Here is a 24,463-nt window from a genome sequence, read left to right as displayed (position 1 = left end):
GGCCCCGCCTCGGCCTGTTGGCCGTCGGGTCCCGGAAGGGTGAGGATGGAAGGTGCGGCATTACCCGGTCAGGGGCGGTTGCCCGCCCCGGCCGTCCCCTGTGGCAGAGACCTGACCGGCGACGCACCGACGGCTCATTCTGCCACACGAGCGCGGGGATCGACGCCCCGAGCAGGTGTGACCTCAGCCGCGGGCTCGGAGCCGGCTCAACCGCGGGCCAGCGTCCCGTCGTCGTCCGGGTCCGGAGCCCAGCCGAGCTCTCCCAGCAGCGCCAGGTCGTGCTTGTCCAGGCTCGCCACGTCGAGCGCGGCGATCATGTCGGGCCGCAGGCGCGCCGTCCGCTCCAGGGCGCGGTCCCGGCGCCAGCGCTCGATCTTCGCGTGGTGGCCCGACAGCAGCACCTCGGGGATCTCCAGGTCCGCCCAGGACGGCGGCTTCGTGTACACCGGGTACTCCAGCAGGCCGGCCGCGCCGTGCGACTCCTCCACCAGCGAGTCCGGGTTGCCGACCATGCCGGGGATGAGCCGCGCCACCGCCTCGATCATGACCAGCGAGGCGACCTCGCCACCGTTGAGCACGTAGTCGCCGATCGACAGCTCGTGCACCGTGACGCCGGCGTCCCGGTAGTGCTGGGCCACGCGCGCGTCGATGCCCTCGTACCGCCCGCACGCGAACACGAGCTGCTCGGCGGTCGCCAGCCTCTCGGCGTGCCGCTGGGTGAACACCTCGCCCGACGGCGTCGGCACGATCAGGTGCGCTCCCTCCGTGCCGGCACCGAGCACCTCGTCGAGGGCGGTGCCCCAGACGTCGGGGCGCATGACCATGCCCGCTCCCCCGCCGAACGGGGTGTCGTCCACCGTGCGGTGCCGGTCGGTGGTCCAGTCGCGCAGGTCATGGACCCGCAGGTCGAGCAGGCCGCGCTGCCGCGCCTTGCCCACGAGCGACAGGTCGAGCGCCGCCAGGTAGTCGGGAAAGATCGAGATGACGTCGACGCGCACGTCAGCTGTCTTCACGGTCGACCGCGTCGGCATTTTCAGCACTGTCGACCGCGTCGACATCATCGGCACTGTCGACGATCGCGGCGTCGGCGTCGCGCGCCAGCAGCCCCCCGGGCGGGGTCAGCACGACGCGACCACCTTCGACGTCGACCACCGGCACGATCGCCAGGACGAACGGGACCAGCGTGCGGGTGGTGCCGCCGTCGGGCAGGGTCTCCTCGATGAGGAGCGCCTCGTGCGCGGGCATGTACTCCAGGGAGACGACCTTGCCGATCACCGTGCCGTCCTCGAGCTCGACGCGCAGGCCCGCGAGCTCGTGCGGGTACCAGGCGTCCTCCTCGTCCGAGACGTCCACCTCGACGACGAGCTCGGTGCCGCGCAGCTCCTCGGCAGCGGTCCGGCCGGTGATCTCGGCGAACGTGACGAGCCACCGGCCCTGGTGCTCGCGCGCGTGCGTGACGGTCAGCGGCCCGACGTCGGGCGGCAGCGTCTCGAGCCGCTCGCCGACGGCGAGCCGGGTCTCCGGGTCGTCCGTGCGCAGGTCGAGGGCCACCTCGCCCTTGAGCCCGTGCGCCTTGCTGACGCGGGCGACGGTCAGCTGCATGTGTCTCCTCGAAAGAATGAAGTCAGGGGTCTCGACAAGCTCGACCAACGGTTGCGTACCACCGGCCGTTCGGCTCGGCCGGCGGATCTCCCGCAGGCACCGGGGACGAGCAAGGCCCGGTCCACGTTCGGACCGGGCCTCGTCGTCGTGCAGAGCAGGCGAACGCTCAGCGCCGGTCGACGTCCACGACGTCGACCCGCACCGGGCCCTCCGCGGCGAGCGCACCGATCACGGTGCGCAGCGCGCGAGCCGTGCGACCGCCCCGGCCGATGACTCGGCCGAGGTCGTCAGGGTGCACGCGGACCTCGAGCAGGTCACCACGGCGCAGCGTCTTCGCGGAGACGCGAACGTCGTCCGGATTGTCCACGATGCCGCGCACCAAGTGCTCGAGGGCCTCCGAGAGCATCAGGCCTCGTCGCCCTCGGCCGGCGCAGCCGGAGCCTCGGCCTTGGCGGCGGCAGCCTTCTCGGCAGCCTTGGCCTTGGCCTTCTCGGCGTCGGCGTTGACGGCCTCGATCGCGGCAGTCGCGTCGGCCTTCTCGCCCTTGACCCGCAGCGTGCCCTCGGCACCCGGCAGGCCCTTGAACTTCTGCCAGTCACCGGTCACCTTGAGCAGTGCGGCGACCTGCTCGGTCGGCTGTGCGCCGACACCGAGCCAGTACTGTGCGCGCTCCGACTTGATCTCGATGAGCGACGGCTCCTCGGTCGGGTGGTACTTGCCGATCTCCTCGATCGCACGGCCGTCGCGCTTGACGCGCGAGTCCATGACGACGACACGGTAGTACGGGGCCCGGATCTTGCCGAGGCGCTTGAGACGAATCTTGACAGCCACGAAGTGGTCTCTCCTGGTTTCTGATGGGGTGGTCCCGAGCACCGCGACGTGGGGTGAAGCAGTGGGTGGGACCGAGACGCAGCCTGGCCGGGTGAGAGGGGCCCGGGCACGCCGAGTACCTGCATATTGTGCCAGACCGCGGGGGCGCCCACCAACCGCGTCTGCGTCACACGCGCGCGGTCGGGTAGACGACGCCGCGCAGCACCACTGCCGTGGGGTGCCGCAGCACCTCGATGTCCTCGCGCGGGTCCGCCGGGTACACCACGAGATCCGCGCTGGAACCCTCGACGACCGCGCCGAAGCCCAGGTAGTCACGGGCCCGCCAGGACGCCATCGCCACGACCTCGGCCGCCGGGATGCCCGCCGCCACCAGCTCGGCGCACTCGTCGGCGATCCGCCCGTGCGCGATGGTCCCGCCGGCGTCGGTGCCGACCAGCAGCCGCACGCCCGCCTCGTGCAGGTCGCGGACCTGCTGGTAACGGTTCGTGTACATGGCGCGCATCCGCGCCGCGTACACGGGGTACTTGCCGTCGGCCTGCGCCGCGATGCTGTCGAACTGGCCGACCTGCAGCAGGGTGGGCGTGACGGCGATCCCGCGCTCGGCGGCCACCGCCATGTGCTCGGCGGTCATGCCGGTGCCGTGCTCGATGCAGTCCACCCCGGCGGCCAGCAGCCCGTCGATGGTCTCCGTGGCGAAGGCGTGCACCGTGACCCGCGCCGCCTCGGCGTGCGCGACGGCGACCGCCTCCGTGAGCACGTCCTCCGGCCACAGCGGGCGCAGGTCGCCGTCGGCCCCGAGCGTGCGGTCGATCCAGTCGCCCACGAGCTTGACCCAGCCGTCGCCGCGGCGGGCCTGCGTGCGCACGGCCTCGGGAAGCAGGTCCGGGGACTCCAGCTCGAGGCCGTAGTTGCGCAGGTAGCGCTTGGGCAGCGCCAGGTGCATGCCGGAGCGGAGCAGGTGCGGTAGGTCGCCCCGGTCGTGCACCCAGGCGGTGTCCAGCGGCGAGCCCGCGTCACGGATCAGCAGCACTCCCGCGTCGCGGTCGGCCACCGCCTGCTTCTCGGCCTCCTCCACCGGCACGGCGCCGTCGGCGGCGAGCCCGATGTGGCAGTGCACGTCCACCAGGCCGGGCACCGCCCAGCCCTCCAGGACCTGCATGTTGGTGCCCTGCGCCGACGGGCGCGTCAGGCTGACACGGCCCCCGCGAACCCAGATCTCCTCGGCCTCGCGGTCGTCACCCAGCAGGATGCGTCCGCGGATCGTCGCGGTCGGACCTTCCAGCGCAGACATCCGGCTCCTTCGTTCTCCCCGACTCACACAGTGGAAAAGCCCTGCTCCCGCACCACCGCCGGCCCACCGCGCCCGTCGGGGACCACCCGCGGAACCCGCCCGCGCGGGTCACCCGCCGGAACTACCGGCCGCCGTCACCGGCCCAGGAACTTCTCCAGGCCCGGCGGCAGCTCGATCGTGCTCAGGTCGGGCGCCTCGTCCTTCTTCGGTGCGACGCCGAAGGAGGATCCGGCGGGGGCCGACGGTGCGCTCGCGGGACCGCCGCCGAGCGCGCGCTCCATGGCTTCCTTCTCCTGCTGGGCGCGCTTGGCCGGGTTCCCGGACTTGCCCTTCTTGCCCTTCTTCGGCGGCGGTGTCTTGCCGCGCGACTTCTTGCCCATGCCCATGCCGGGGCCGCCCGGCATCCCGGGCATCCCGCCGGGTCCCATGCCGCCGCCCTTGGACATCTGCCGCATCATCTTCTGGGCGTTCTCGAACCGCTCCAGGAGCTGGTTGATAGCCGTCGTCGTGGTGCCGGAGCCCTTGGCGATCCGGGCGCGGCGCGAGCCGTTGATGATCTTCGGGTTCTCGCGCTCGGCGGGCGTCATCGAGTGGATGATCGCCTCGATGCGGCCCACCTCGCGCTCGTCGAACTGGTCGAGCTGCTCGCGCATCTGGGCCATGCCCGGCAGCATGCCGAGCATCTTCTTCATCGAGCCCATGTTCTTCAGCTGCTGCATCTGCACCAGGAAGTCCGCGAGCGTGAAGTCCTGGCCGCTGGCGACCTTGGCCGCCATCTTCTCGGCCTCGCCGGCGTCGAACACCTTCTCGGCCTGCTCGATGAGGGTGAGCACGTCACCCATGTCGAGGATGCGGCTCGCCATGCGGTCGGGGTGGAAGACCTCGAAGTCGGTCAGCTTCTCGCCCGTGGACGCGAACATGATCGGCCGGCCGGTCACCTTGGCGACCGACAGCGCGGCACCACCGCGGGCGTCACCGTCCAGCTTCGAGAGCACCACGCCGGTGAAGTCGACGCCGTCGGCGAAGGCCTTGGCGGTGTTCACCGCGTCCTGGCCGATCATCGCGTCGATGACGAACAGGACCTCGTCCGGGTTCACCGCGGCGCGGATGTCCGAGGCCTGCTGCATCAGCACCTCGTCGATGCCGAGGCGGCCGGCGGTGTCGACGATCACGACGTCGTGCTGGCGCTCCTTGGCGTAGGCCACGCCGTCCCGGGCGACGCCGACCGGGTCGCCGATCAGGGGCGCGTCCGCTGCCGGGTCGTCGGCCTCCGACGTGTTGCCGGGGTGCGGCGCGAACACCGGCACGCCGGCGCGCTCGGCCACGACCGACAGCTGGGTCACGGCGTTCGGGCGCTGCAGGTCGGCGGCGACCAGCACCGGCGTGTGTCCCTGCCCCTTCAGCGCGTGGGCGAGCTTGCCCGCCAGCGTGGTCTTACCGGCACCCTGCAGACCTGCCAGCATGATCACGGTGGGCGGCGTCTTGGCCAGCGTGAGCGGGCGCGTGGCCCCGCCGAGGATGCCGACGAGCTCCTCGTTGACGATCTTGACGACCTGCTGGGCCGGGTTCAGCGCACCGGAGACCTCGGACGAGAGCGCGCGCTCGCGCACCGCCCCGGTGAACTCGCGCACCACGGGGACCGCGACGTCGGCATCGAGGAGGGCGCGGCGGATCTCCCGCACGGTCGCGTCGATGTCCGCCTCGGAGAGACGGCCCCGCGTGCGCAGGTTCTTGAACGTCGAGGTAAGCCGGTCGGACAGGGAATTGAACACGGACACAGCCTAATCGAGACCCGTCACGTCGCGTTCATCCGGACAGCCGCGCGAGCCCTCGCTCGGCGAGCCCGTTCACGAGCTGCGCGCGCCAGCCCGTCCACGCCTTCGGCCCGAGGGACGTCGTGTCCGCCTCGGTCAGGGCGCGCAGGACATGGAGCAGGTCGCTGCGGTGGTCCACCGCAGCGAGCAGGGCGGTCACCGTCTCCGGGTCGTCGGGATCGGCCCGTACGGCCAGGTCCGCGAGCGTGAGGTGGTGGCGCACGAGCCGCGCGACGTCGTCGACCACCGGGCGCGCGAAGCCCGCGCGGCCCAGGATCCGCGGGACCCTCCGGGCCCCCTCCACCGAGTGGTCCGGGGCGCCGCGGACCTTGCCGATGTCGTGCAGCAGCGCGGAGAGCAGGAGGAGGTCACCAGGAGCCGCGCCGGTGCGCTGTCCGGATCCCGTCGGCGCGCCGGGCAGCCCACGACGCAGCCGGGCGGCCTCGGCCGCCGTCTCCACGAGATGCCGGTCCACCGTGTGCCGGTGGATCGCCGCTCGCTGTGGCCGGTTGCGCACGTCCGCCCACTCGGGGATCCACGTGGTGACGACCCCCGCGAGGTCGAGCGCCTCCCACACCGGTACCTGTGCCTGCCCGGCGGCCAGCAGGGAGAGCAGGCTCTTGCGTGCGGGCGGCGGCCACGGCTCGGGCAGCGGCGGACACTGCTCGAGGCTTCCGATCGTCACGGGCGAGAGCACGAGCCCGGTCCGGGCCGCCGTCGCGGCCGCCCGCAGGGGCAGGAGCGGGTCCGACGCCGGCTGGGCGCCCACGGCCAGCACCAGCTCGCCGTCGTGCTCCACCAGGCCCTCCCCCACGACCCGCAACCGCGGCGGTGTGCGCCGGCCGCGCACCATGAGCGGCTTGCCGACGCCCACGGGACGTGTCAGTGCCTGACGGGCCCGACGGATCGTCATGTCGAGCGCGTACGAGATGGTCCGTCCCGACTCGGCCAGCCCGGCCAGCAGGTCGTCCCCGTCGTCGTAGCCCGTGTGCTCCGCCACCTCTTCCAGGTCCGCGAGGAGCAGGCGGCTGGTCCGCCGTCGGGTGACGACCTGCAGGGCGTCGCGCACGTCGAGCAGGTGGGTGGCGGCGGCGTCCACCGCACCGTGCGGGCGGTCGGTGAGCCAGGTCGCGGCCAGCGCGGACAGCAGCACCGCGTCCCGGATACCGCCGCGCGCCTCCTTGAGGTCCGGCTCGATGAGGTACGCGAGCTCTCCGGCGCGCTGCGCGCGCTCGCGCGCGGAGGAGATGAGCTCGGGCATCCGACGGCGGGCCGCGGCGCGCCAGTCCTTCAGCACCACCGACGCCGCCCGGTGCACGACGGCGGGATCACCCGCGACGGCACGCACGCTGAGCCAGCCGATCACCGCCGGAAGGTCGCTGGCCGCCACCTGGCGGCACTGGTTCAGCGACCGCACCGCGTGGTCGAGGTCCACCCCGGAGTCCCACAGCGGGTACCAGAGCCGCTCGGCCACCCGCTGGAGCTCCTCGGCGCCGTGCGTGCGTCCGTCGTGCACCAGCACGAGGTCGAGGTCGCTCAGCGGCCCGAGCTCGTCGCGGGCGAGGCTGCCGACCGCCGCCAGGGCGATACCGGTCGGCACCACGTCCCTGGTCGCCTCGGCGAACAGCCCGCCGAGGAGGTCCGTGACCCGCTGCCCGACGGCGGACCGCCTGGCCTGGCCCGACCGACCAGGGCCGGTGAGGTCCGCGGCGATCGTGAGGAGCTGCTCGCGCAGGCCCCTCACCCCGTCCACGGGGTGAGGGGCCTGCGCCTGCTCCCTGGCGTCCTCGGACACCGGGTCACCTGTCATGCGTCGTAGATCGCTCCCGGTCAGAGGGCTGCGTCGCCGTGCTCGCCGGTGCGCACGCGGGCGACGTCGTCGACCGACACGACCCAGACCTTGCCGTCACCGATCTTGCCGGTCTGAGCCGCACCCACCATAGCGTCCGTCACCGCGGTGACGTCGGCGTCGGACACCAGCACCTCCACGCGCACCTTCGGCACGAGGTCGACGGTGTACTCGGCACCGCGGTAGACCTCGGTGTGCCCCTTCTGCCGGCCGTAGCCGCTGGCCTCGCTCACTGTCATCCCGCGAACACCGGCACTCTCCAACGCCGTCTTCACGTCGTCGAGCCGGTGGGGCTGGACGATCCCCGTGACAAGCTTCATGCGCGTACCTCCTTGAGAGTCGGTTGCTGTCCCGCGGTCACGGTCAGCGCACCTCGGTGATGGTAGAGCCGAAGTTCTCGTACGCCGTCTCGCCGTGGACCGCCGCGTCGATACCGCTGACCTCGGCCTCTTCGGTGACCCGCCAGCCGAACGGCCTGATCGCGAGGGCAAGGACCAGGGTGATGACACCGGAGAAGACGACCGCGATGACCGCGATGATCACCTGGACGGCGAGCTGGCTGACGCCGCCCCCGTAGAACAGGCCGCTCTCCGTGGCGAAGAAGCCGATGGCGACGGTGCCCCAGAGGCCGGCGACCAGGTGCACGCCCACGACGTCGAGCGAGTCGTCGAAACCGAACCGGTACTTGAGGCTCACCGCGAAGGCGCACAGGGCACCCGCGATCACACCGATCACGACCGATCCGACGGGGCTCACCGAGCCGGCCGCCGGGGTGATCGCGACGAGGCCGGCGACCACGCCGGAGGCGGCACCGAGCGAGGTGGCGGCACCGTCACGCAGCTTCTCGACGACGAGCCAGCCGAGGATCGCGGCCGAGGTGGCGGCGGTGGTGTTCACCCAGGCGAGACCGGCGAACCCGTCGGCGGTGAAGGCGGAGCCACCGTTGAAGCCGAACCAGCCGAACCACAGGAGGGCGGCGCCCAGCATGACGAGCGGCAGGTTGTGGGGGCGCATGGGCTCCGACCCGAAGCCCTTCCGCTTGCCGATGACCAGGGCGAGCACGAGGGCCGCCGCACCGGCGTTGATGTGGACGACCGTGCCGCCGGCGAAGTCGATGGGCGTCGCGATGCTCGCGAACGGGCCGTCGGGCGAGAGGAGGCCGCCGCCCCAGACCATGTGCGCCATCGGGAAGTACGCGAGCGTGACCCACAGCGCGACGAACACGAGCCAGGAGCCGAACTTCACGCGGTCGGCGATCGCTCCGGAGATCAGGGCGACGGTGATGATGGCGAACGTCGCCTGGAAACCGATGCCGACGATCGCGGGTACCCCGTAGTCGTCGATGAGGAACTCACCCGCACCGTCGTAGATCGCGCCGGCGAGCCCGAACTGGTCGAAGGGGTTGCCGACGATGCCCGCCACGTCGGCGCCGTACGACATCGACCAGCCCCACAGCACATAGACGACACCGGTCACGGCGATGGCACCGAACGACATCATCATCATGTTCAGCACGGACTTGCCCCGGACCATCCCGCCGTAGAAGAGGGCGAGGCCGGGAGTCATCAGGAGCACGAGTGACGCTGACGTCAGCATCCACGCTGTGGCTCCGGTGTCCAGTTCCATATGACGATCCTCTCTTGCCCAGCTCGGAGTGCTGGGCTCGCAACACAGTCGCGAAGGACCGTTTCACCGGGCACACCCTGGCGTTACGGGAACGTGAAGCAGACCGGAGGAGGGTTAACGTCTCGTTTCACACCGGGACCAGGGTGGGGTCACCGGGCGAAAAGAACCCGCTCTCAGCCGAGAATTCCGTCCACGAACTCGTCGACGTCGAACGGCGCCAGGTCGTCGGGCCCCTCGCCGAGACCGATCAGCTTGACCGGCACCCCGAGCTCGCGCTGCACCTGCACCACGATGCCGCCCTTGGCGGTCCCGTCCAGCTTGGTCAGCACGATGCCCGTGACACCGGCGACCTCCGCGAAGACGCGCGCCTGCGAGAGGCCGTTCTGCCCGGTGGTCGCGTCCAGCACCAGCAGCACCTCGCTGGGCGCGGCGACCTTGCTCGAGACCCGCACGATCTTGCCGAGCTCGTCCATGAGGCCCGCCTTGTTCTGCAGGCGCCCCGCGGTGTCCACGAGCACCACGTCGATCTTCTCGTCGCGCCCGCGCGCGACCGCCTCGAACGCCACCGACGCAGGGTCGGCGCCCTCGCGGTCGGACCGCACCGTCGGCACGCCCACGCGGTTGCCCCACGTCGTGAGCTGGTCCGCCGCGGCGGCACGGAAGGTGTCGGCGGCACCCAGGACGACGCTGCGGCCGTCCGCCACCAGCACCCGGGCGAGCTTGCCGACCGTCGTCGTCTTGCCCGTGCCGTTCACGCCCACCACGAGCGTCACGGCGGGCAGGTGGGTGCCGTCCTCCGCGGTGGTCGGCTCGGTCCTCAGCGTGCGGTCCAGCGCCGGGTCCAGGAGTGCCACGAGCTCGGAGCGCAGCAGGTCGCGCACCGCGGCGGGCTCGCGCACGCCCAGCACGCGCACCTTGGTGCGCAGCGCCTCCAGCAGCTCGGTGGTGGGACCGGCTCCGACGTCCGCGAGGAGCAGCTCCTCCTCGATCTCGTCCCAGTCGTCCTCGGTGAGCGAGTCACGGGACAGGACGGACAACAGCCGGGCCCCCAGCGGGGAGCCGGAGCGCGCGAGGCGGTCACGCAGCCGCACCAGACGGCCGGCGGTGGGAGCGGGGGTCTCGACGGTCGGCGCGCGGGTCTCGACCGGTTCGGTGGTCGGTCCGGGCTCGACCGTCGCCTCCGGTGCGGCCTCCGGCCGCGTCGTCGGCTCGCGCTCGACCGTCGCCTGGCCGCCACCCTGGTCCTGGGTGCGCCTCCGGCGTCGGGCCACGAGGAGGCCGGCGACACCGCCGCCACCCGCGAGGACGACGACGGCAGAGATGATCTCGATCCAGGGAAGCTCGTTCACGCCCCAGATTCTTCCATCCCGCGGACGGCGGTGCGGGCACTCGGCTCAGAACTAGCTCGCGGCCTGGGCCGGGCCTTCCTCCGCGGGCGGCTCCTGCGTGACCGGCCGCACGGGACGCACCGTCCGCGCCGGACGCACCGCCCGAAGCTGGCCGGGTACCACGGTGGCGGGCTTGAGCGGCACCGGACCGAGCGGCACGTGCAGCGTCTTCTGCGCCTGGTCGCGCGCCCGGTTCAGCACGTCGGTCAGCTCCTCGGCATCGACGTAGCCGGGCTTGGACTCGATGGTCGCGGCGAAGAACTCGGACATGCCCATGTCCACCGGCTTGGTGTCCGGCTTGATCACCGGCGGCTTGCCGACCCAGACGGACGGCGCACCGACCGCGTGCGTCGCGACGGCGGAGGCGCCGCGCCGTCGGCCGTCCTTGCGCCGCTTGGTGTCACCACGAAGATGCGCGATGCCGGACCGGAACCACTGAAGGAACGAGAACTCCTCAGTCCTGTTCGACGGCGCGTCCATCTGGCTGGCAACGACGAAGACGCCTACCGCCAGTACCAGACACACCACGAGCAGAATGACCGACCACCACATGGCCCTATTGTGTCGTGTCTTGTCCGGTCCTGCCGCGCAGAGCGCCGCGACACGCCGCGCAACACGCGCGGTTTCAGCAGGAGAAATCCCTCACACCCGCAGTTTCCCGGCCGGGAGGCGCCAGAATTCACCCGGGGCACGCGCCTCGGACGCCCACACCCGCGTGGTCGTAGGGCGCGGGCGCCGGCCCGGCCTCAGGCGGTGACCGTCTCGCGGTCCCCCATACGCTGGCTGATCAGGGTGGTGACACCGTCGCCCCGCATCGTCACGCCGTAGAGGGCGTCCGCCACCTCCATCGTGCGCTTCTGGTGCGTGATCACGATGAGCTGGCTGTCCTTCTGCAGCTCCTTGAAGATCTCGATGAGGCGGCCGAGGTTGACGTCGTCGAGCGCCGCCTCGACCTCGTCCATGATGTAGAACGGGCTGGGGCGAGCCTTGAAGATCGACACGAGGAACGCCACCGCGGCCAGCGAACGCTCACCGCCCGACAGCAGCGACAGCCGCTTGACCTTCTTGCCGGCCGGGCGCGCCTCGACCTCGATGCCGGTGGTGAGCAGGTTGTCCGGCTCGGTGAGCGTCAGCTTGCCCTCGCCACCGGGGAAGAGCCGGGGGAAGATCTCGAGGAACTTCGCCGCCGTGTCCTGGAACGCCTCGGCGAACACCTGCTGCACCCGCTCGTCGATGTCGTCGACGATCTGCAGGAGGTCCTCGCGCGACTTCTTCAGGTCGGCGAGCTGGTCCACCAGGAACTGGTGCCGCTCCTCGAGCGCCGCGAACTCCTCCAGCGCCAGCGGGTTCACGGCGCCGATCCGGGACAGCGCGCGCTCGGCCTTCGCCAGGCGCGTCTCCTGCTCCTCGCGGACGTACGGGACCAGCCGGTCGGGCTGCGGCTCACCAGGGTTCTGGTCCTCGCCGGTGGAGGCCTCGCCCTCCACGGGACCCTCCTCCGGCTCGGCGCCGGCGGCCGCGACGACCACCGCGGTCGCGGCGGGGTCATCGGGCCGAAGGCCCGCCTCGTGCAGGGCACGCGTGCGTGCGATGAGCGCGTCCTCACGCGCCGCGGCGCCGCGCGGCAGCGCGGGGTCGCCCTCGTACCGGATGGGGTTGCCCTCGTCGTCGCGCTCCACCACCGCCCGGCGCCTGCGCCCGCGGACCGCCGCGTCTCCCTCGTACACCGGGACCATCTGGTGCGGGCCGAACTCCTCCATGAGCGCGTCCGGGTCCATGCCCAGCTCGTCGGTGGCACGCGACTGGAGCTGCTCCAGTCGCAGCACCTGCTGCGCTCGGGCGACCTCGTCCCGGTGCGCGACGTCGGTGAGCTCGCGCAGCTCACCGGTCAGCGACTCGACGGTTCCGCGGACGGCGACCAGCTGCTCCGACCCTGCGGCACGGGCCTCCTCCGCGGCAGCCTTCTCGGCCACCGCCCGGTCCAGCGACCGTGCTATCGCCTCGAGCGCGACCGCTACCGCCTGCTGCACCAGCGTCGCGCGCGCGGCGTCACGCCGTCGCAGCTCCTCGCGCTCGGCGGCCCGGGCCCGGGCTGCCCGCTCCTGCTCGGCGGCGGCCGCCAGCGCCTGCGCACGCCCCGACACGGCACGGGCTCGCTCCTCAGCGGTCCGCAGCGCCAGCCGAGCCTCTGTCTCGCGCGCCCGGGCGGCAGTGGCGGCCGCGGCCGCCTCGTCACGCCGGGCCTGCACGTCGTCGATCGAGCCCTCGCCCTCCTCGGGCTCCTCCTCGGCGATCGTCATGCGCTCGACGAGCGCCTCGAGCTCTATCTCGTCCTCCGCGCGACGGGCCTGCGCCTGCTCCAGCGCGGCGCGGTGCCGGTCCGCCTCCGCCTGGGCCGCACGAGCGGCCGCGCCGAGCGAGCCGAGCTGCTCGGCGGCCGCTGCGCGTGCGGCGTCCGCCTCGCCGAGCCGGGCGAGCGTCTCGTCGTACCGTTCCTGGGCCGCCGCCCGCTCGGCCCGGGCACGCTCCAGGTGCGCCGTCCCGTCGGTCTCTCGGGCCGCCGCCTCGTCACGAGCAGCCTTCGCCTCGTCCAGCGCCGACTGCAGGTGCAGCACGCTGGGTGCCGCCGCCGACCCGCCCCAGGCGCGGGTGGCGCCCAGGAGGTCGCCGGCGCGCGTCACCGCGACCACCGGCTGGTCGCGGACCAGGGCGCGGGCCCGTGCGAGGTCGTCGACGACGACCACGTCCCGGAGGATCGTGCGCAGCGCGGCCGACGCCGGGCCCGCGACCTGCACCACGTCGGTGGCCCACCGGGCTCCGGCGGGGAGGTCGACCACGGGGCGATCGGTGCCGACGGCGGGCGCCGGACCGTCCGAGCCGACGACCAGGCTGGCGCGCCCGGCGTCCTCGTCGCGAAGGAGGCGCAGCGCGTCCACGGCCTCGTCGATGCCGGCCACAGCGACGGCGTCCGCCACCGGGCCGAGCGCGGCGGCCACCGCGTCCTCGAAGCCCGCCTCGATGCCCAGCAGCGCCGCCACCGAGCCCAGGACTCCCGCCTGGTCGGCGGCCAGGAGCGTGCCCGCGCCGTCCTTGCGGTCCAGGCTCAGCTCCAGCGCCTCGACCCTCGCCGCCGCGGAGCTGCGGTCCCGCTGCGCGGTGGTCACCTGCTCCTGGAGGTGCCGCACCTCGGCCTTGGCCAGCTCGAGCACCTCCGACGCCGCCTCGTGCGCGACCTCGAGCCCTTCCGCACCGTCCTCGCCGCCCCCGCCGACCTCGGACTCGAGCGCGCCGAGCTCGCGCGACGTGCTCTCCACGCGCTGCTCCGCCTCCAGCAGTGCCTCGCGCAGCCGGTCCAGCTCGGACTGCGCCGCCTCGACCCGGCTGCGGCGTGCGGCGACCTGCCCCGCCAGGCGGGCAAGCCCCTCGCGGCGGTCCGCGGCGGCGCGCAGCAGCGCCGCGTGCGAACGCTCGGCGGCCTGGGCGGCCGCCTCCGCCTCGGCCCGCGCGTCGACGGCGGTTTCGACCACCTCGTGGGCCATCTCGACCTCGGTGACCAGCTCTTCCTCGCTCGCGCGCGCCCGGGCCGCCTGTGCCTCGAGGTCGTCGGGGTCCTGTCCCTGGTGGGCCGGTTCCGCGGTGCCCAGGAGCCGGGCGCGCTCCGCGGCCAGGGACTGCAGGCTGCGCAGGCGCTCCCGCGTCTGGGACAGCGCGAAGACCGTGTCGCCGGCCTGGTTGACCTGCTGCGACTCCGCCGACATCGCCGCTTCCAGACGAGCCAGCTGGCCGCGGGCCTCCGTCAGGGCGGCCTCGGTCTCGGCCTGTCGCTCCTTGAGCGAGCGTTCGTCGGCGCGCTCCTGCTCGAGCTGGGCGGTGAGCTGCGCGAGGTCGTCGGCGAGCAGGCGGGACTTCGCGTCGCGCAGGTCGCGCTGCACGGTCTGCGCCTTGCGGGCCGCCTCTGCCTGCCGGCCCAGCGGGCCGAGCTGTCGGCGGAGCTCAGCGGTCAGGTCGCCCAGGCGCGCGAGGTTGCCCTGCATCGCGTCGAGCTTGCGGAGCGCTTTCTCCTTGCGCTTGCGGTGCTTGAGGACACCCGCAGCCTCCTCGATGAAGCCGCGCCGTTCCTCCGGCGTCGCACGCAGGACGGCATCGAGCTGGCCCTGCCCGACCACCACGTGCATCTCGCGCCCGATGCCGGAGTCGCTCAGGAGCTCCTGGATGTCCAGCAGGCGGCAGCTGTTGCCGTTGATCGCGTACTCGGAACCGCCGCTGCGGAACAGCGTGCGGGAGATCGTGACCTCGGTGTAGTCGATGGGCAGCGCACCGTCGGTGTTGTCGATCGTCAGCGCCACCTCCGCGCGGCCCAGCGGGGCACGGCCGGACGTGCCGGCGAAGATGACGTCGTCCATCTTGCCGCCGCGGAGCGACTTGGCACCCTGCTCGCCCATCACCCAGGAGAGCGCGTCGACCACGTTCGACTTGCCGGAGCCGTTGGGGCCCACCACGCAGGTGATACCTGGCTCCAGCTCGAGGGTGGTCGCCGACGCGAAGGACTTGAATCCCCGGAGCGTGAGCGTCTTGAGGTGCACGCGGTGAGCCTAACTGTGTCTGGCCGTCGAACGTCGGACGTACGGCAGGCAAACGCCGAAGTAGTCATCTGGCGGAGTAGTCGTGCAGCGAGGTAGTCAGCCAGCGTGCGCTGGGCGACTACCTCGCTGTGTGACTTCGCTGTGTGACTACTTCGGCGACAGGGGTTGGGGGCAGGTCAGCCGAGCTCGGGGAACCAGAGCGCGATCTCGCGTGCCGCGGACTCCGTCGAGTCGGAGCCGTGCACCAGGTTCTGCTGCACCTTGGTGCCCCAGTCGCGGCCCAGGTCACCGCGGATCGTGCCGGGGGCGGCCTCGGTCGGGTTGGTGGCCCCCGCCAGCGAGCGGAACCCGGGGATGACTCCCTCGCCCTCGGCCACGACGGCCAGGACCGGGCCCGACATCATGAACTCGACCAGCGGCGCGTAGAACGGCTTGCCCTCGTGCTCGGCGTAGTGCGCGGCGAGGAGGTCGGTGGTGGCATCCTTCAGCTCCACGGCCCGCAGCGTGTAGCCCTTGGCCTCGATGCGGCGCAAGATCTCGCCGGACAGGCCGCGGCGGACGCCGTCCGGCTTGACGAGGACGAGGGTGCGCTCGGCCACGGGCTGCGTCGAGGCCTCCGTGGGCAGGGTCTTCTCTGCGACGTCGGTCATGGGGCAAACCCTATCCGGGCGAGACGCACCGGTGTGACCAGGCGCCCCCTCGTCGAGAGATCAGCCGCCGTTGGGGGCGGTCTCCGGGTGGGCCGCGTCGTACTCCGCCCGCTCCCGGTCCACGCGGGCGCCGAGGCGCAGGGCGTAGACCCACAGCACCACGAAGATCCCGCCGACCAGGAACATCATCGGCACGAGCAGGCCCATGGCGAGCACCGGGAGCTGCGCCACCGTGCCCGCCGCCCGGCCGGCGGCCGAGCCCTGCGCCCGGGACAGGATCACGAGCACCAGCGCCAGGACACCGCCCAGCACCCAGATCGCCGTGCTCGACTCGATCCGGAGCGGCCCGCGGCCGAACTCGGAGTCGCGCAGCCCCCACACCGCCAGGGTCGCGAAGATCACGAGGAAGACCTCGAGCAGCAGCGTGGTCGACGTGAACTGCACCAGCGCGGACTTCTTGGGCTTGATGGGGTCACCGGGGGCGGGTCGGTCCTTGCTCACCGGACCAGGGTATCCGTCTCCTCGGGATCGGCGGGCTCCTCCACGACCGCCTCACCGCGCGCGACCATGCCTGCCTCGTTGGACAGCTTGACCTCCTTGAGGAAGAGCGCGAGCACGAGACCGATCGCGACCAGCGGCACCAGGTACCAGAACGCCGGGGCGAGCGAGTCCGCGAACGCGTCGACCACGCCGCTGCGGAGCGGCTCGGGCAGCTGGTCCACGATCTGCGGCGTCAGCCCGGAACCACCGCCGACGGGCGCGGCGCCCTCCGGGAGACCGGCGAAGACGCCCTGCAGGTTCTCCGTCAGGCGCGACGTGAACACCGTGGTGAACGCCGCGGTACCGACAGCGGCACCGATCTCGCGGAAGAAGTTGTTCGACGACGTCGCCGTACCCAGCTCGTGCGGGTCCACCGAGTTCTGCACCGCGAGCACGATGGTCTGCATGATGAGGCCCATGCCGGCGCCCAGGACGAAGATCATCACGCCGAACAGCCACAGGGACATGTCACCCTCGAGGCGCGTCAGCGAGATCATGCCGAGGATCGTGATCGCCAGGCCGGCCACCGGGAACATCTTGTAGCGACCGGTCCGGGAGATCGCGAAGCCGGACAGGATCGAGGTCAGCATCACGCCGGCCATCATCGGGAGCATCAGCAGGCCGGACTCGGTGACGCCGGCGCCGCTCGACATCTGCAGGAACGTCGGCAGCATCGACATGGCGGAGAACATCCCCATGCCGAGCACCAGGCCGATGAGGGTGGTGATGGTGAACGTGCGGTTCTTGAAGAGCCGCAGCGGGATGAGCGGCTCGGACACCCGGTTCTCGATGAGCACGAACAGGCCGACCACCACAGCGGTGCCGACCAGCAGGCCGAGCAGCATCGGGTCGGACCAGTCGTAGCCGTCGTTGCCGAGCGACTCCCAGCTGGTGAGCAGCACGATGCCGGTGGTGCCCAGCGCCATGGTCAGGATGCCGCCCCAGTCGGTGGGCTTGCTGGACCGGTGCGAGGGCAGCTTGAGCGCGAAGTACGCGATGAACCATGCGGCGATGCCGATCGGCACGTTGATCCAGAAGGTCCAGCGCCAGCCGGGGCCCTCGGTGAGCCAGCCGCCGAGCAGCGGCCCGGCGACGGCGGAGATGCCGAACAGGGCGCCCATGGGACCCATGTACTTGCCGCGGTCGGACGCCGGGATGATGTCGGCGATGATCGCCTGCGACAGGATCATCAGGCCGCCGCCGCCGAGCCCCTGCACGGCGCGCCAGGCCACCAGGGACTCGAACGTCTGGGCCATGCCGCCACCGACGGAGGCGACGACGAACAGACCGACCGCCACCAAGAACGGCCAGCGCCGCCCGTAGAGGTCACCGAACTTGCCGTAGAGCGGCATCGCGATGGCGATCGCGAGGATGTAGGAGGTGATGACCCAGCCCTGGTGCTCCACGCCGTGCAGCTCGCCCACGATGGTCGGCATGGCAGTGCCGACGATGGTCTGGTCCAGGGAGGACAGGAACATCGAGGCCATCAGGGCCCCGAAGATCAGCCAGATCGTGCGCTGGTTGAGAACGACCAGCGGCTTGTCCGGCGCCGTGGTCACGGCGTGGCTCATGGGATGGTGCCTTTCTGAGGATCAGGTACAGCTGAAGAAAGAGGTGCGGCGGGAGGTCAGGAGTCGAGGTCGTGCGTGACGACGTCGACCAGCTGCGCGACGGCGGCGGGCAGGTGGTCGGCCGGGTCGCCGGTGTAGCCGGCGTGCTCCCAGGCGACGAGCGCCGTGCGGATCAGGAGCAGGACGAGCATCGTGAGCAGCTCGTTGTCCGTGCTGAAGGGCGCGCTGGCCCGACGGGCCTCGAAGAGCTCGACGAGCCGGTTCTTGTGCCGGTCCATCCAGAGCACGTGGCGCTGGAGCAGGCGCGGCTCCTGCTGCATGAGGTCCATGGCCCGCACCACCCGGTCGTGGGCCTCCGCGTGCGGCCTGAGCAGGGAGGCGACCAGGGCCTCCAGGTCGGGCAGCAGCCGGCCGGTGGGGCCGCCGGCGACGAACGCCTCGACGACGTCCTCGGGCAGGCCGGAGTCCTCCGCGCCGAGCACCGCGTCGTCCTTGGACTCGAAGTAGTTGAAGAAGGTGCGGGCCGAGACGCCCGCCTCGGCGCTGATCATCTCGACGGTCACGGCGTCCAGGCCGTGCTCCGCGACGAGCATCTGCGCCGCGTCGATCAGGGCAGCACGCCGGGCACGCTTCTTCCGCTCGCGCAGGCCCTCCTCCGCGGGCGACCCCGCGGCGGGGTCGGCGTCAGCGGGCGCAGCCGTGGCGCGCGAGGGGGTGGGGACCATGCCTCAATTCTTGCACCCCACGCAAAATTTCATCTACTGCAATAAGATGAGACGGCGCTCACACCTCGCCGAAGCCGGCGTCGATCATCTCCACCACCGTGGCCACCGCCTCGGCCGCGCGCTCCCCCGTCGCCTCCACACGGAGCTCCCGCCCCTGCGTGGCCCCGAGGGCCATGAGCTGCAGCACGCTCGAGGCGTCGACGCCGTCGATGGTCACCGCGGCGCCCAGCTCGGCCACCTTGCGCGAGACCAGCGCCGCCGGCCGCGCGTGCAGGCCCAGCGGGTTGCGCACCGTCACGGTCCGCGAGCTCCCGCTCCCGCCGTCCGGCTCACCGCCCGACGTCGTCCCGCTCGCCTCGGGCGACTGCGCCGCCTCGATCGCGGCGAACATCCGGACCGACGCGTTCGCCGACTCCAGCACGGTGGCCAGGTCCGCGCCACCGTGCGCGGTGACCGCCGCGGCGACGGCACCCTCGACGAACGGCGCTCGCGCCAGCACCACGTGCTCGGCCAGGGACTCGTCGAGCTCCAGCACCGCCTCGACGGTGAGCACCGACGACCCGAGGTCCCCGAGCACCACGACACCGCCGTCGTCGGTACCGCCGTCGCCCGCGCCGAGGTCGCCCACGCCCACGGACGGGTCGTCGGCCAGCGTGGTCAGCACCTCCCCGAGGACCTTCTGGACCGCGTCGAGCGAGGTGCCGAGACCACCGTCGGGGCCACCGCCCACACCGCGGATCAGGACGTCGGGCGCCATCTGCTCGGCGAGCTCCGCGGTGCCGCGGGCCAGCTCGGCGGAGTGCGAGACGAGGACCAGGGCGACGCGCGCCGTCATGCCGCGCTGCGGGGGTCGGCCGGCGTCGGTCCTGACAAGGCCGCGGCCATCGCCGCACCCAGCACCAGCGCGGTGGACCGCGCACCCGGGTCCTCGTGCCCGGCGCTGCGTTCACCGAGATACGAGGCGCGACCCTTGGTCGCGACCAGCGGGATGGTGGCCGTCGCCGCCGTGTCGGCGGCCGCTGCAGCCGCCCGCAGGACGTCCACCTCGGAACCGCCGTCACCCGCGGCGGCCTCGGCCGCCTCGACTGCCGCGTGCCACGCGTCGACCATCGTCTTCTCCCCCACCGTCGCCTTGCCGCGCGAGGCCACACCCTCGAGCGCTGCCTCGAGCACGGCCACGACCGCGGGCGGGTCGATCTGCGGCCGACCGGACACCTTGGCCGCCCGCAGGTAGGCCGTGCCGTACAGAGGGCCGGACGCACCACCCACCGTGGACATCAGCGTGGTGGCGACGAGCTTCAGGACGTCCCCGACGGTGCGCTCACCCGCCGGCTCCGGCTCGGCCGCCGCGTCGTCGAGCCGTGCCACCACCGCCTTGAAACCGCGGTCCAGGTTCTCGCCGTGGTCGCCGTCGCCGATCTGCCGGTCGAGCTCGGTGAGCTCGTCCTTCGCGTCCGCGATCGCGTCCGCCGTGCGGCGTACCCATCGCTCCGCCCAGTCCGCGTCCAACGCCATGTCCGGAACCCTTCTCGTCTCATCGCCGGCGAGCTACCACCGGAGAGCTGCAGTGTTCACAGGCGCATCCCAGAGGGCTTCCAGCTCGTCGTCCAGACGGAGGACGGTGACCGATGCCCCCTGCATCTCGAGGGACGTCACGTAGTTGCCCACCAGCGAACGAGAGACCGTCACGCCGCGCTCCTCGAGAAGGCGCCGCGCTCGACCATAGACCACGTAGAGCTCGGACAGCGGTGTCCCGCCCATACCGTTGACGAACAGCAACACTCGCTCGCCACGGGCCAGAGCCAGGTCGTCCGCGACGGGCGTGAGCAGCATCTCCGTGACCGCGTCGGCGTCGGCGGCGGGGACCCGGCGGCGGCCGGGCTCGCCGTGGATCCCTATCCCCACCTCGATCTCGTCGTCGGCCAGATCGAAGCTCGGGCGGCCCACGTGCGGCACTCTCGGCGCCGCCAGTGCCACGCCCATCGACCGCACGTTCGCGATGACCCGCTCGGCGACGGCGGTGACCCCGGCGAGGTCGGCACCCCGGTCGGCGGCGGCTCCCGCGATCTTCTCGACGGCGACCGTCCCGGCCACCCCGCGCCGGCCGGCGGTGTAGAGCGAGTCCTCGACGGCGACGTCGTCGTTCACGAGCACCGAGGCGACCTCGATGCCCTCCTCCACCGCGAGCTCCACCGCGCTCTCGAAGTTGAGCACGTCGCCCGTGTAGTTCTTGACGATCGTCAGGACACCGGCGCCGCCGTCGGCCGCCTGGACCGCGGGCAGGATCTGGTCCGGCGTCGGGGAGGTGAACACGGCGCCCGGGACCGCGGCGTCGAGCATGCCGTCACCCACGAACCCGGCGTGCAGCGGTTCGTGCCCCGAACCGCCACCGCTGACCAGGCCCACCTTGCCGGTCACCGCACCACCCGCGCGGACGACGAACACGGGCGCCGGACTGAGCCGGACCAGGTCGGCGTGGGCGAGCGCAAAGCCGGCCAAGGAGTCGGCGACGGCATCGGCTGGATCGTTCAACAGCTTCTTCACAACGACCTCCTCGCGGGGCTGTTCGACCCGGCGCCGGCGCCGGGCCCGCACACGAGTCCCTGAGGTTCATGTAACACCAGAACGCTGTCGCGCGTACAGCGCCGCCCTCCGTGGTTGTGCCGGGTCGCCCGGGACGGCGGTCAGCCGCGGCCGACCAGGATGCGGGTGTCCGCGACCGTGACGACGGACCCGGTGACCAGAACGCCGGTCCCGACGCCGCCGCCGTGCTTGTCGTTGGCCTCGACGAGGTCGGCCGCGAGCTGGAGCGCCTCGTCGAGGCGTCCCGCCAGGTGCACGCGCTCCTCCCCGAACACCTCGCGGGCGACCACCGCGAGGTCTTCCGGGTTGGCCGACCGCTCCGAGGAGTTCCTGGTCACCACGATCTCCGCGACCGTCGGCTCCAGGACGGAGAGGAGCCCTTCGGCGTCCTTGTCCGCCATGACGGCCACGACGGCCACGATGTGCTCCAGGTTGAACGACTCCTCGAGCGCCTCCACCAGGGCTTCCGCGCCGGCCGGGTTGTGCGCGACGTCGACCACCACGGTGGGGCTCGTGCGCACGACCTCGAGCCGGCCCGGCGCGTCGACGTCGCCGAACGCCGCCTCGACGATCTCGGCGCCGAGCGCGCGCCCGCCGCTCATCAGCGCCTCGGTGGCCGCGAGCGCCAGCAGCGCGTTGTGCGCCTGGTGGGCGCCGTGCAGGGGCAGGAAGATCTCGGTGTAGACGCCGGCGGGCGTGCGCAGGTCGACGAGCTGTCCGCCGACGGCGACCCGCCGGTCCACCACCTCGAGGTCCACGCCCTCCCGGATCAGGTGGGCGCCCACGCTCTGGGTGCGCGCGAGGATGGGCTCGAAGGCGGCGTCGCGCTGGTCCGCGACCACGGCGACGGCGCCGTCCTTGATGATCCCCGCCTTCTCGGTGGCGATCTCGTCGAGGGTGGAGCCGAGCCAGCGCTCGTGGTCCATCGCGATGGGGGTGATGACGGCGACCTCGCCGTCGACCACGTTGGTGGAGTCCCACCTGCCGCCCATGCCGACCTCGATGATCGCGACGTCGACGGGCGCGTCCGCGAAGGCGGCGAACGCCATGACGGTGAGCACCTCGAAGAAGCTGAGGGGCGGCCCGCCGTTCTCCTGGGACTCGCGGTCCGCGACGCCGATGTAGGGCGCGACGTCCTCGAACACCTCGACGAACCGCTCCTGGGTGAGGGGTTCGCCGTCGATGGCGATGCGCTCGGTGACGCTGGTCAGGTGCGGGGAGGTGAACCGGCCGGTGCGCAGGCCGTGCTCCCGCACGAGGCGCTCGACCATGCGCGCGGTGGAGGACTTGCCGTTGGTCCCGGTGACATGGACGGTCCGGTAGGCGCGGTGCGGGTCGCCCAGCAGGTCCAGGACGCGCTCGACGCGGGCCATGGTGGGGTCGATGTCGAATTCGGGGGCTCGTGCCGCGATCTCGCGGCGTACTGCTTCAAAGGCTTCGTCCACGTGACGAGGATAGGGTTCCCGGATCAACGTTGCCGATCTCGTGCGGGGGCTCAGCAGGTGTCGGACGAGCAGGAGGCGTCGACCGTGTCGGACGATCTCACGGCCCGGTGGCTGGGCTTCGAGCAGATCTTCAGCCAGGACGGGTACGACGGCGGGGAGCCGAGCCTGCCCTCGTCGATCGCCGGGAGTGTGTCGGAGCCGACACCAGGGCTGCTCGAGATCACCGGCTCCGGCCGCCCGAACGTCGTCGTCACCGCGGGGCATGCCACCAACCACGAGCGCGCCGGCGGCACGAAAGTCGCGGACCGTGGGACGGGCGGGCTCGCGATCCTGCTCGCCCAGCTCACGGGTTGCACCGCGCTCGTCGCGTTGAGCACGCCCGGCGACGCGAACTACGACGAGGAACACCCGCTCAAGGCGCGTCTGGCCGAGCTGCGACCAGCAGTCGTGATCGACCTGCACGGCATGCGGAGCCGTCCGGAGTCTGACATCGACCTCGGTACCGGCACAGGACCGGTTCCGTCCGGTGTGAGGACCGCGCTGGACGCCAGTGGCCTGCTGGTGACGACCAACGAGGTCTTCGACGCCATGCGCGCGACGACCGTGACGTCTTTCGCCCAGTCGCTCGGTACGGCCGCGGTGCAGGTCGAGATCGGGGCACACCTGCGACTGCCGACAGGTACCGCCCCGGAACTCGTTCGCCTCGTCACGGCCCTGGCGACCGCGATCGAGCAGCCAGAGCTGACCACGCCGTCCGGCATGACGACAGTGCCCGTCACGATCGCTTCGGGGTTGCCGACGGCCGTCGTGCACCCCGACATGCTGCCCGGGACGGACGGGCCCGTCCCGGTCACGGTCGGCGCGGGTGATCGAACGACTGTGGCATGGGCATGGAGCGCGGCAGCTGACGGGATTCCCGGGCCGGCCCGCGAGCTCTCCCTCGGCCAGGTCGGCGTGAGCCGTCGGCTGCGGGCTGCCGTGGGTGACGCGCCCTCGGTCGGCCTGCGGGTGCCCCCGATCACGGCGCTACGGACTCTTTCAGCGCTGGTCGACGACATGCCGAGTGCGGACGAGGTACAGGTCAACCCCGCGGACGTCCGCCCTGGTTCGTATCTCCTGGTGCAGGGCGGCGTCACCGCATGGGTGCGTGCCGTACCCCGCGACCACGTCCGTCGGGGTGCCGTGCGGCTCGCCTACCAGCTGCGTCTCCTGACGGCCTCCGACGGCGCGACGGACAACTCGCACGTGGCTCTCGTCGCGGCCCCACCTGAAGTGGTCGAGCACACCTTGCCGTCACGCCGGGCAGTGCGGGCGAGCGAGGCCGTCGACCGCACCATGGAGCGCCTGTGGCGCGCCCTCTTTCGTGCCCCCGAGTTCTCTGCGCGCGTGGTCCAGGCGCACGCGGGCGACGACGGCGCCTCGATCGTCACTCTCCACACCGCCGTGTTCGACCGCATCGGCGTCCAGTCCGGTCAGCAGGTCCTCGTCCGGTGGGGCGGCCGTGAGGTGGTCGCGCTCGCCGTCGCGGACCACGATCCTCCGATCGCCGGATCACCGACCCCGTCCATGAAGAAGGTGCAGCGGGTCAACCGGCTGTGGCCTGACCTGCCCGAGGGGATCTCCCCCCACGTCACGGTCCGTTTGTCGACCCGACTTCGTGACCAGCTCGGCGCACCTGTGGCCACCGTCGTCACGGTGCGGCGACGCATGCGGCCGGTGCTCGTGCAGAATCTCAACTCGCTGGTCGTCCCGCTGGCGAGCCTGGTGCTCGCCGGAGCCGCGCTGCCCGATCCGCACTGGCCCGCCCTCGGGCTCGGCACTGCCCTGATGTCCGTGTTCGCGCTCGCCCGCCTCCGTATCCCGCAACCCCGGAGCCGAGCACGGGTCGACAAGAGCTGGGTGGAGCAGATGCCCGGCGCGACAGGAGCTCCGGGTCCGGAGACCGTCGAGCGGTGAGAAGGTAGG

At 72.1% G+C, this 24,463-nt stretch carries 21 protein-coding genes; 1 reads left to right on the top strand and 20 read right to left on the bottom strand.

All coding sequences use genetic code 11. The features are described 5' to 3' along the window. Positions 1-206: 206 nt before the first annotated feature. The 20 genes from trmD to LUM46_RS11535 form a co-directional block, all read right to left on the bottom strand. Entirely contained in the window at positions 207-998 is a 792-nt protein-coding gene (gene trmD / locus LUM46_RS11630; RefSeq protein ID WP_274994381.1) for a tRNA (guanosine(37)-N1)-methyltransferase TrmD, read from the bottom strand. 1 nt (position 999) lies between these two features. After that, on the bottom strand, positions 1,000-1,602 hold the full coding sequence (gene rimM, locus LUM46_RS11625) for a ribosome maturation factor RimM (protein ID WP_274994081.1): 603 nt from the start codon (positions 1,600-1,602) through the stop codon (positions 1,000-1,002). 166 nt (positions 1,603-1,768) lie between these two features. After that, on the bottom strand, positions 1,769-2,008 hold the full coding sequence (locus tag LUM46_RS11620) for an RNA-binding protein (protein ID WP_274994080.1): 240 nt from the start codon (positions 2,006-2,008) through the stop codon (positions 1,769-1,771). Beyond that, positions 2,008-2,433 carry a 30S ribosomal protein S16 gene (rpsP, locus tag LUM46_RS11615; RefSeq protein ID WP_274994079.1) on the bottom strand — a complete coding sequence of 142 codons (426 nt, stop codon included), beginning with the start codon at positions 2,431-2,433 and terminating at the stop codon, positions 2,008-2,010. Before rpsP ends, LUM46_RS11620 begins: the two co-directional genes overlap by 1 nt. 166 nt (positions 2,434-2,599) lie before the next feature. Continuing rightward, positions 2,600-3,724, bottom strand: coding sequence for an amidohydrolase family protein (locus LUM46_RS11610; protein ID WP_274994078.1), 1,125 nt, complete (start codon positions 3,722-3,724; stop codon positions 2,600-2,602). A 134-nt stretch (positions 3,725-3,858) separates the two neighbouring features. Then, entirely contained in the window at positions 3,859-5,496 is a 1,638-nt protein-coding gene (gene ffh / locus LUM46_RS11605; protein ID WP_274994077.1) for a signal recognition particle protein, read from the bottom strand. Positions 5,497-5,530: 34 nt separating this feature from the next. Beyond that, on the bottom strand, positions 5,531-7,348 hold the full coding sequence (locus LUM46_RS11600) for a [protein-PII] uridylyltransferase family protein (protein WP_274994076.1): 1,818 nt from the start codon (positions 7,346-7,348) through the stop codon (positions 5,531-5,533). 20 nt (positions 7,349-7,368) lie between these two features. Continuing rightward, a complete protein-coding gene (locus LUM46_RS11595; protein ID WP_274994075.1) occupies positions 7,369-7,707 on the bottom strand; it encodes a P-II family nitrogen regulator in 339 nt (112 codons plus the stop codon). Between the two features lie 43 nt (positions 7,708-7,750). Beyond that, on the bottom strand, positions 7,751-9,013 hold the full coding sequence (locus tag LUM46_RS11590; protein WP_274994074.1) for an ammonium transporter: 1,263 nt from the start codon (positions 9,011-9,013) through the stop codon (positions 7,751-7,753). A 173-nt stretch (positions 9,014-9,186) separates the two neighbouring features. Further along, the gene (gene ftsY, locus LUM46_RS11585) at positions 9,187-10,362 is read right to left on the bottom strand and encodes a signal recognition particle-docking protein FtsY (protein ID WP_274994072.1); all 1,176 of its coding nucleotides are present in this window, start codon (positions 10,360-10,362) and stop codon (positions 9,187-9,189) included. 51 nt (positions 10,363-10,413) lie between these two features. Beyond that, positions 10,414-10,953: a hypothetical protein gene (locus tag LUM46_RS11580; RefSeq protein WP_274994071.1), complete on the bottom strand. Its 540-nt coding sequence runs from the start codon at positions 10,951-10,953 to the stop codon at positions 10,414-10,416. 194 nt (positions 10,954-11,147) lie between these two features. Next, a complete protein-coding gene (smc, locus tag LUM46_RS11575; protein ID WP_274994070.1) occupies positions 11,148-14,984 on the bottom strand; it encodes a chromosome segregation protein SMC in 3,837 nt (1,278 codons plus the stop codon). A 176-nt stretch (positions 14,985-15,160) separates the two neighbouring features. Next, positions 15,161-15,634 (bottom strand): nucleoside-diphosphate kinase, encoded by a 474-nt coding sequence (gene ndk / locus LUM46_RS11570; protein ID WP_274994069.1) that lies wholly within the window; start codon positions 15,632-15,634, stop codon positions 15,161-15,163. A gap of 60 nt (positions 15,635-15,694) precedes the next feature. Further along, the gene (locus LUM46_RS11565) at positions 15,695-16,135 is read right to left on the bottom strand and encodes a DUF4233 domain-containing protein (RefSeq protein ID WP_274994068.1); all 441 of its coding nucleotides are present in this window, start codon (positions 16,133-16,135) and stop codon (positions 15,695-15,697) included. Continuing rightward, a complete protein-coding gene (locus tag LUM46_RS11560; protein WP_274994067.1) occupies positions 16,132-17,745 on the bottom strand; it encodes an MDR family MFS transporter in 1,614 nt (537 codons plus the stop codon). The genes LUM46_RS11565 and LUM46_RS11560 overlap by 4 nt, the downstream gene beginning before the upstream one ends. Before the next feature lie 56 nt (positions 17,746-17,801). Continuing rightward, positions 17,802-18,470, bottom strand: coding sequence for a TetR/AcrR family transcriptional regulator (locus tag LUM46_RS11555; protein WP_274994065.1), 669 nt, complete (start codon positions 18,468-18,470; stop codon positions 17,802-17,804). A gap of 58 nt (positions 18,471-18,528) precedes the next feature. Beyond that, positions 18,529-19,305: an HPr family phosphocarrier protein gene (locus LUM46_RS11550; RefSeq protein ID WP_274994064.1), complete on the bottom strand. Its 777-nt coding sequence runs from the start codon at positions 19,303-19,305 to the stop codon at positions 18,529-18,531. After that, on the bottom strand, positions 19,302-19,985 hold the full coding sequence (gene dhaL, locus LUM46_RS11545) for a dihydroxyacetone kinase subunit DhaL (RefSeq protein ID WP_274994063.1): 684 nt from the start codon (positions 19,983-19,985) through the stop codon (positions 19,302-19,304). Before dhaL ends, LUM46_RS11550 begins: the two co-directional genes overlap by 4 nt. Positions 19,986-20,018: 33 nt before the next feature. Then, positions 20,019-21,014 (bottom strand): dihydroxyacetone kinase subunit DhaK, encoded by a 996-nt coding sequence (gene dhaK, locus LUM46_RS11540; RefSeq protein ID WP_274994061.1) that lies wholly within the window; start codon positions 21,012-21,014, stop codon positions 20,019-20,021. Between the two features lie 140 nt (positions 21,015-21,154). Next, the gene (locus LUM46_RS11535; protein ID WP_274994060.1) at positions 21,155-22,498 is read right to left on the bottom strand and encodes a bifunctional folylpolyglutamate synthase/dihydrofolate synthase; all 1,344 of its coding nucleotides are present in this window, start codon (positions 22,496-22,498) and stop codon (positions 21,155-21,157) included. An 84-nt stretch (positions 22,499-22,582) separates the two neighbouring features. Between LUM46_RS11535 and LUM46_RS11530 the strand changes: the two genes are divergently transcribed. Continuing rightward, positions 22,583-24,454 carry a hypothetical protein gene (locus LUM46_RS11530; protein ID WP_274994059.1) on the top strand — a complete coding sequence of 624 codons (1,872 nt, stop codon included), beginning with the start codon at positions 22,583-22,585 and terminating at the stop codon, positions 24,452-24,454. The last annotated feature ends 9 nt before the right edge of the window (positions 24,455-24,463 follow it).

It is taken from the genome of Promicromonospora iranensis (assembly GCF_028994805.1).
Classification (GTDB): Bacteria; Actinomycetota; Actinomycetes; order Actinomycetales; family Cellulomonadaceae; genus Promicromonospora; species Promicromonospora iranensis.
Note: the sequence above shows the minus strand (reverse complement) of the source record. Positions and strands in the feature narration are given on the sequence as shown.

Coding starts and splice junctions, on each gene's coding strand:
- rimM (WP_274994081.1), bottom strand. CDS start 1,602: ATGCAGCTGACCGTCGCCCGCGTCAGCAAGGCGCACGGGCTCAAGGGC.
- LUM46_RS11620 (WP_274994080.1), bottom strand. CDS start 2,008: ATGCTCTCGGAGGCCCTCGAGCACTTGGTGCGCGGCATCGTGGACAAT.
- LUM46_RS11610 (WP_274994078.1), bottom strand. CDS start 3,724: ATGTCTGCGCTGGAAGGTCCGACCGCGACGATCCGCGGACGCATCCTG.
- LUM46_RS11600 (WP_274994076.1), bottom strand. CDS start 7,348: ATGACAGGTGACCCGGTGTCCGAGGACGCCAGGGAGCAGGCGCAGGCC.
- LUM46_RS11595 (WP_274994075.1), bottom strand. CDS start 7,707: ATGAAGCTTGTCACGGGGATCGTCCAGCCCCACCGGCTCGACGACGTG.
- LUM46_RS11590 (WP_274994074.1), bottom strand. CDS start 9,013: ATGGAACTGGACACCGGAGCCACAGCGTGGATGCTGACGTCAGCGTCA.
- LUM46_RS11580 (WP_274994071.1), bottom strand. CDS start 10,953: ATGTGGTGGTCGGTCATTCTGCTCGTGGTGTGTCTGGTACTGGCGGTA.
- ndk (WP_274994069.1), bottom strand. CDS start 15,634: ATGACCGACGTCGCAGAGAAGACCCTGCCCACGGAGGCCTCGACGCAG.
- LUM46_RS11560 (WP_274994067.1), bottom strand. CDS start 17,745: ATGAGCCACGCCGTGACCACGGCGCCGGACAAGCCGCTGGTCGTTCTC.
- LUM46_RS11555 (WP_274994065.1), bottom strand. CDS start 18,470: ATGGTCCCCACCCCCTCGCGCGCCACGGCTGCGCCCGCTGACGCCGAC.
- LUM46_RS11550 (WP_274994064.1), bottom strand. CDS start 19,305: ATGACGGCGCGCGTCGCCCTGGTCCTCGTCTCGCACTCCGCCGAGCTG.
- dhaL (WP_274994063.1), bottom strand. CDS start 19,985: ATGGCGTTGGACGCGGACTGGGCGGAGCGATGGGTACGCCGCACGGCG.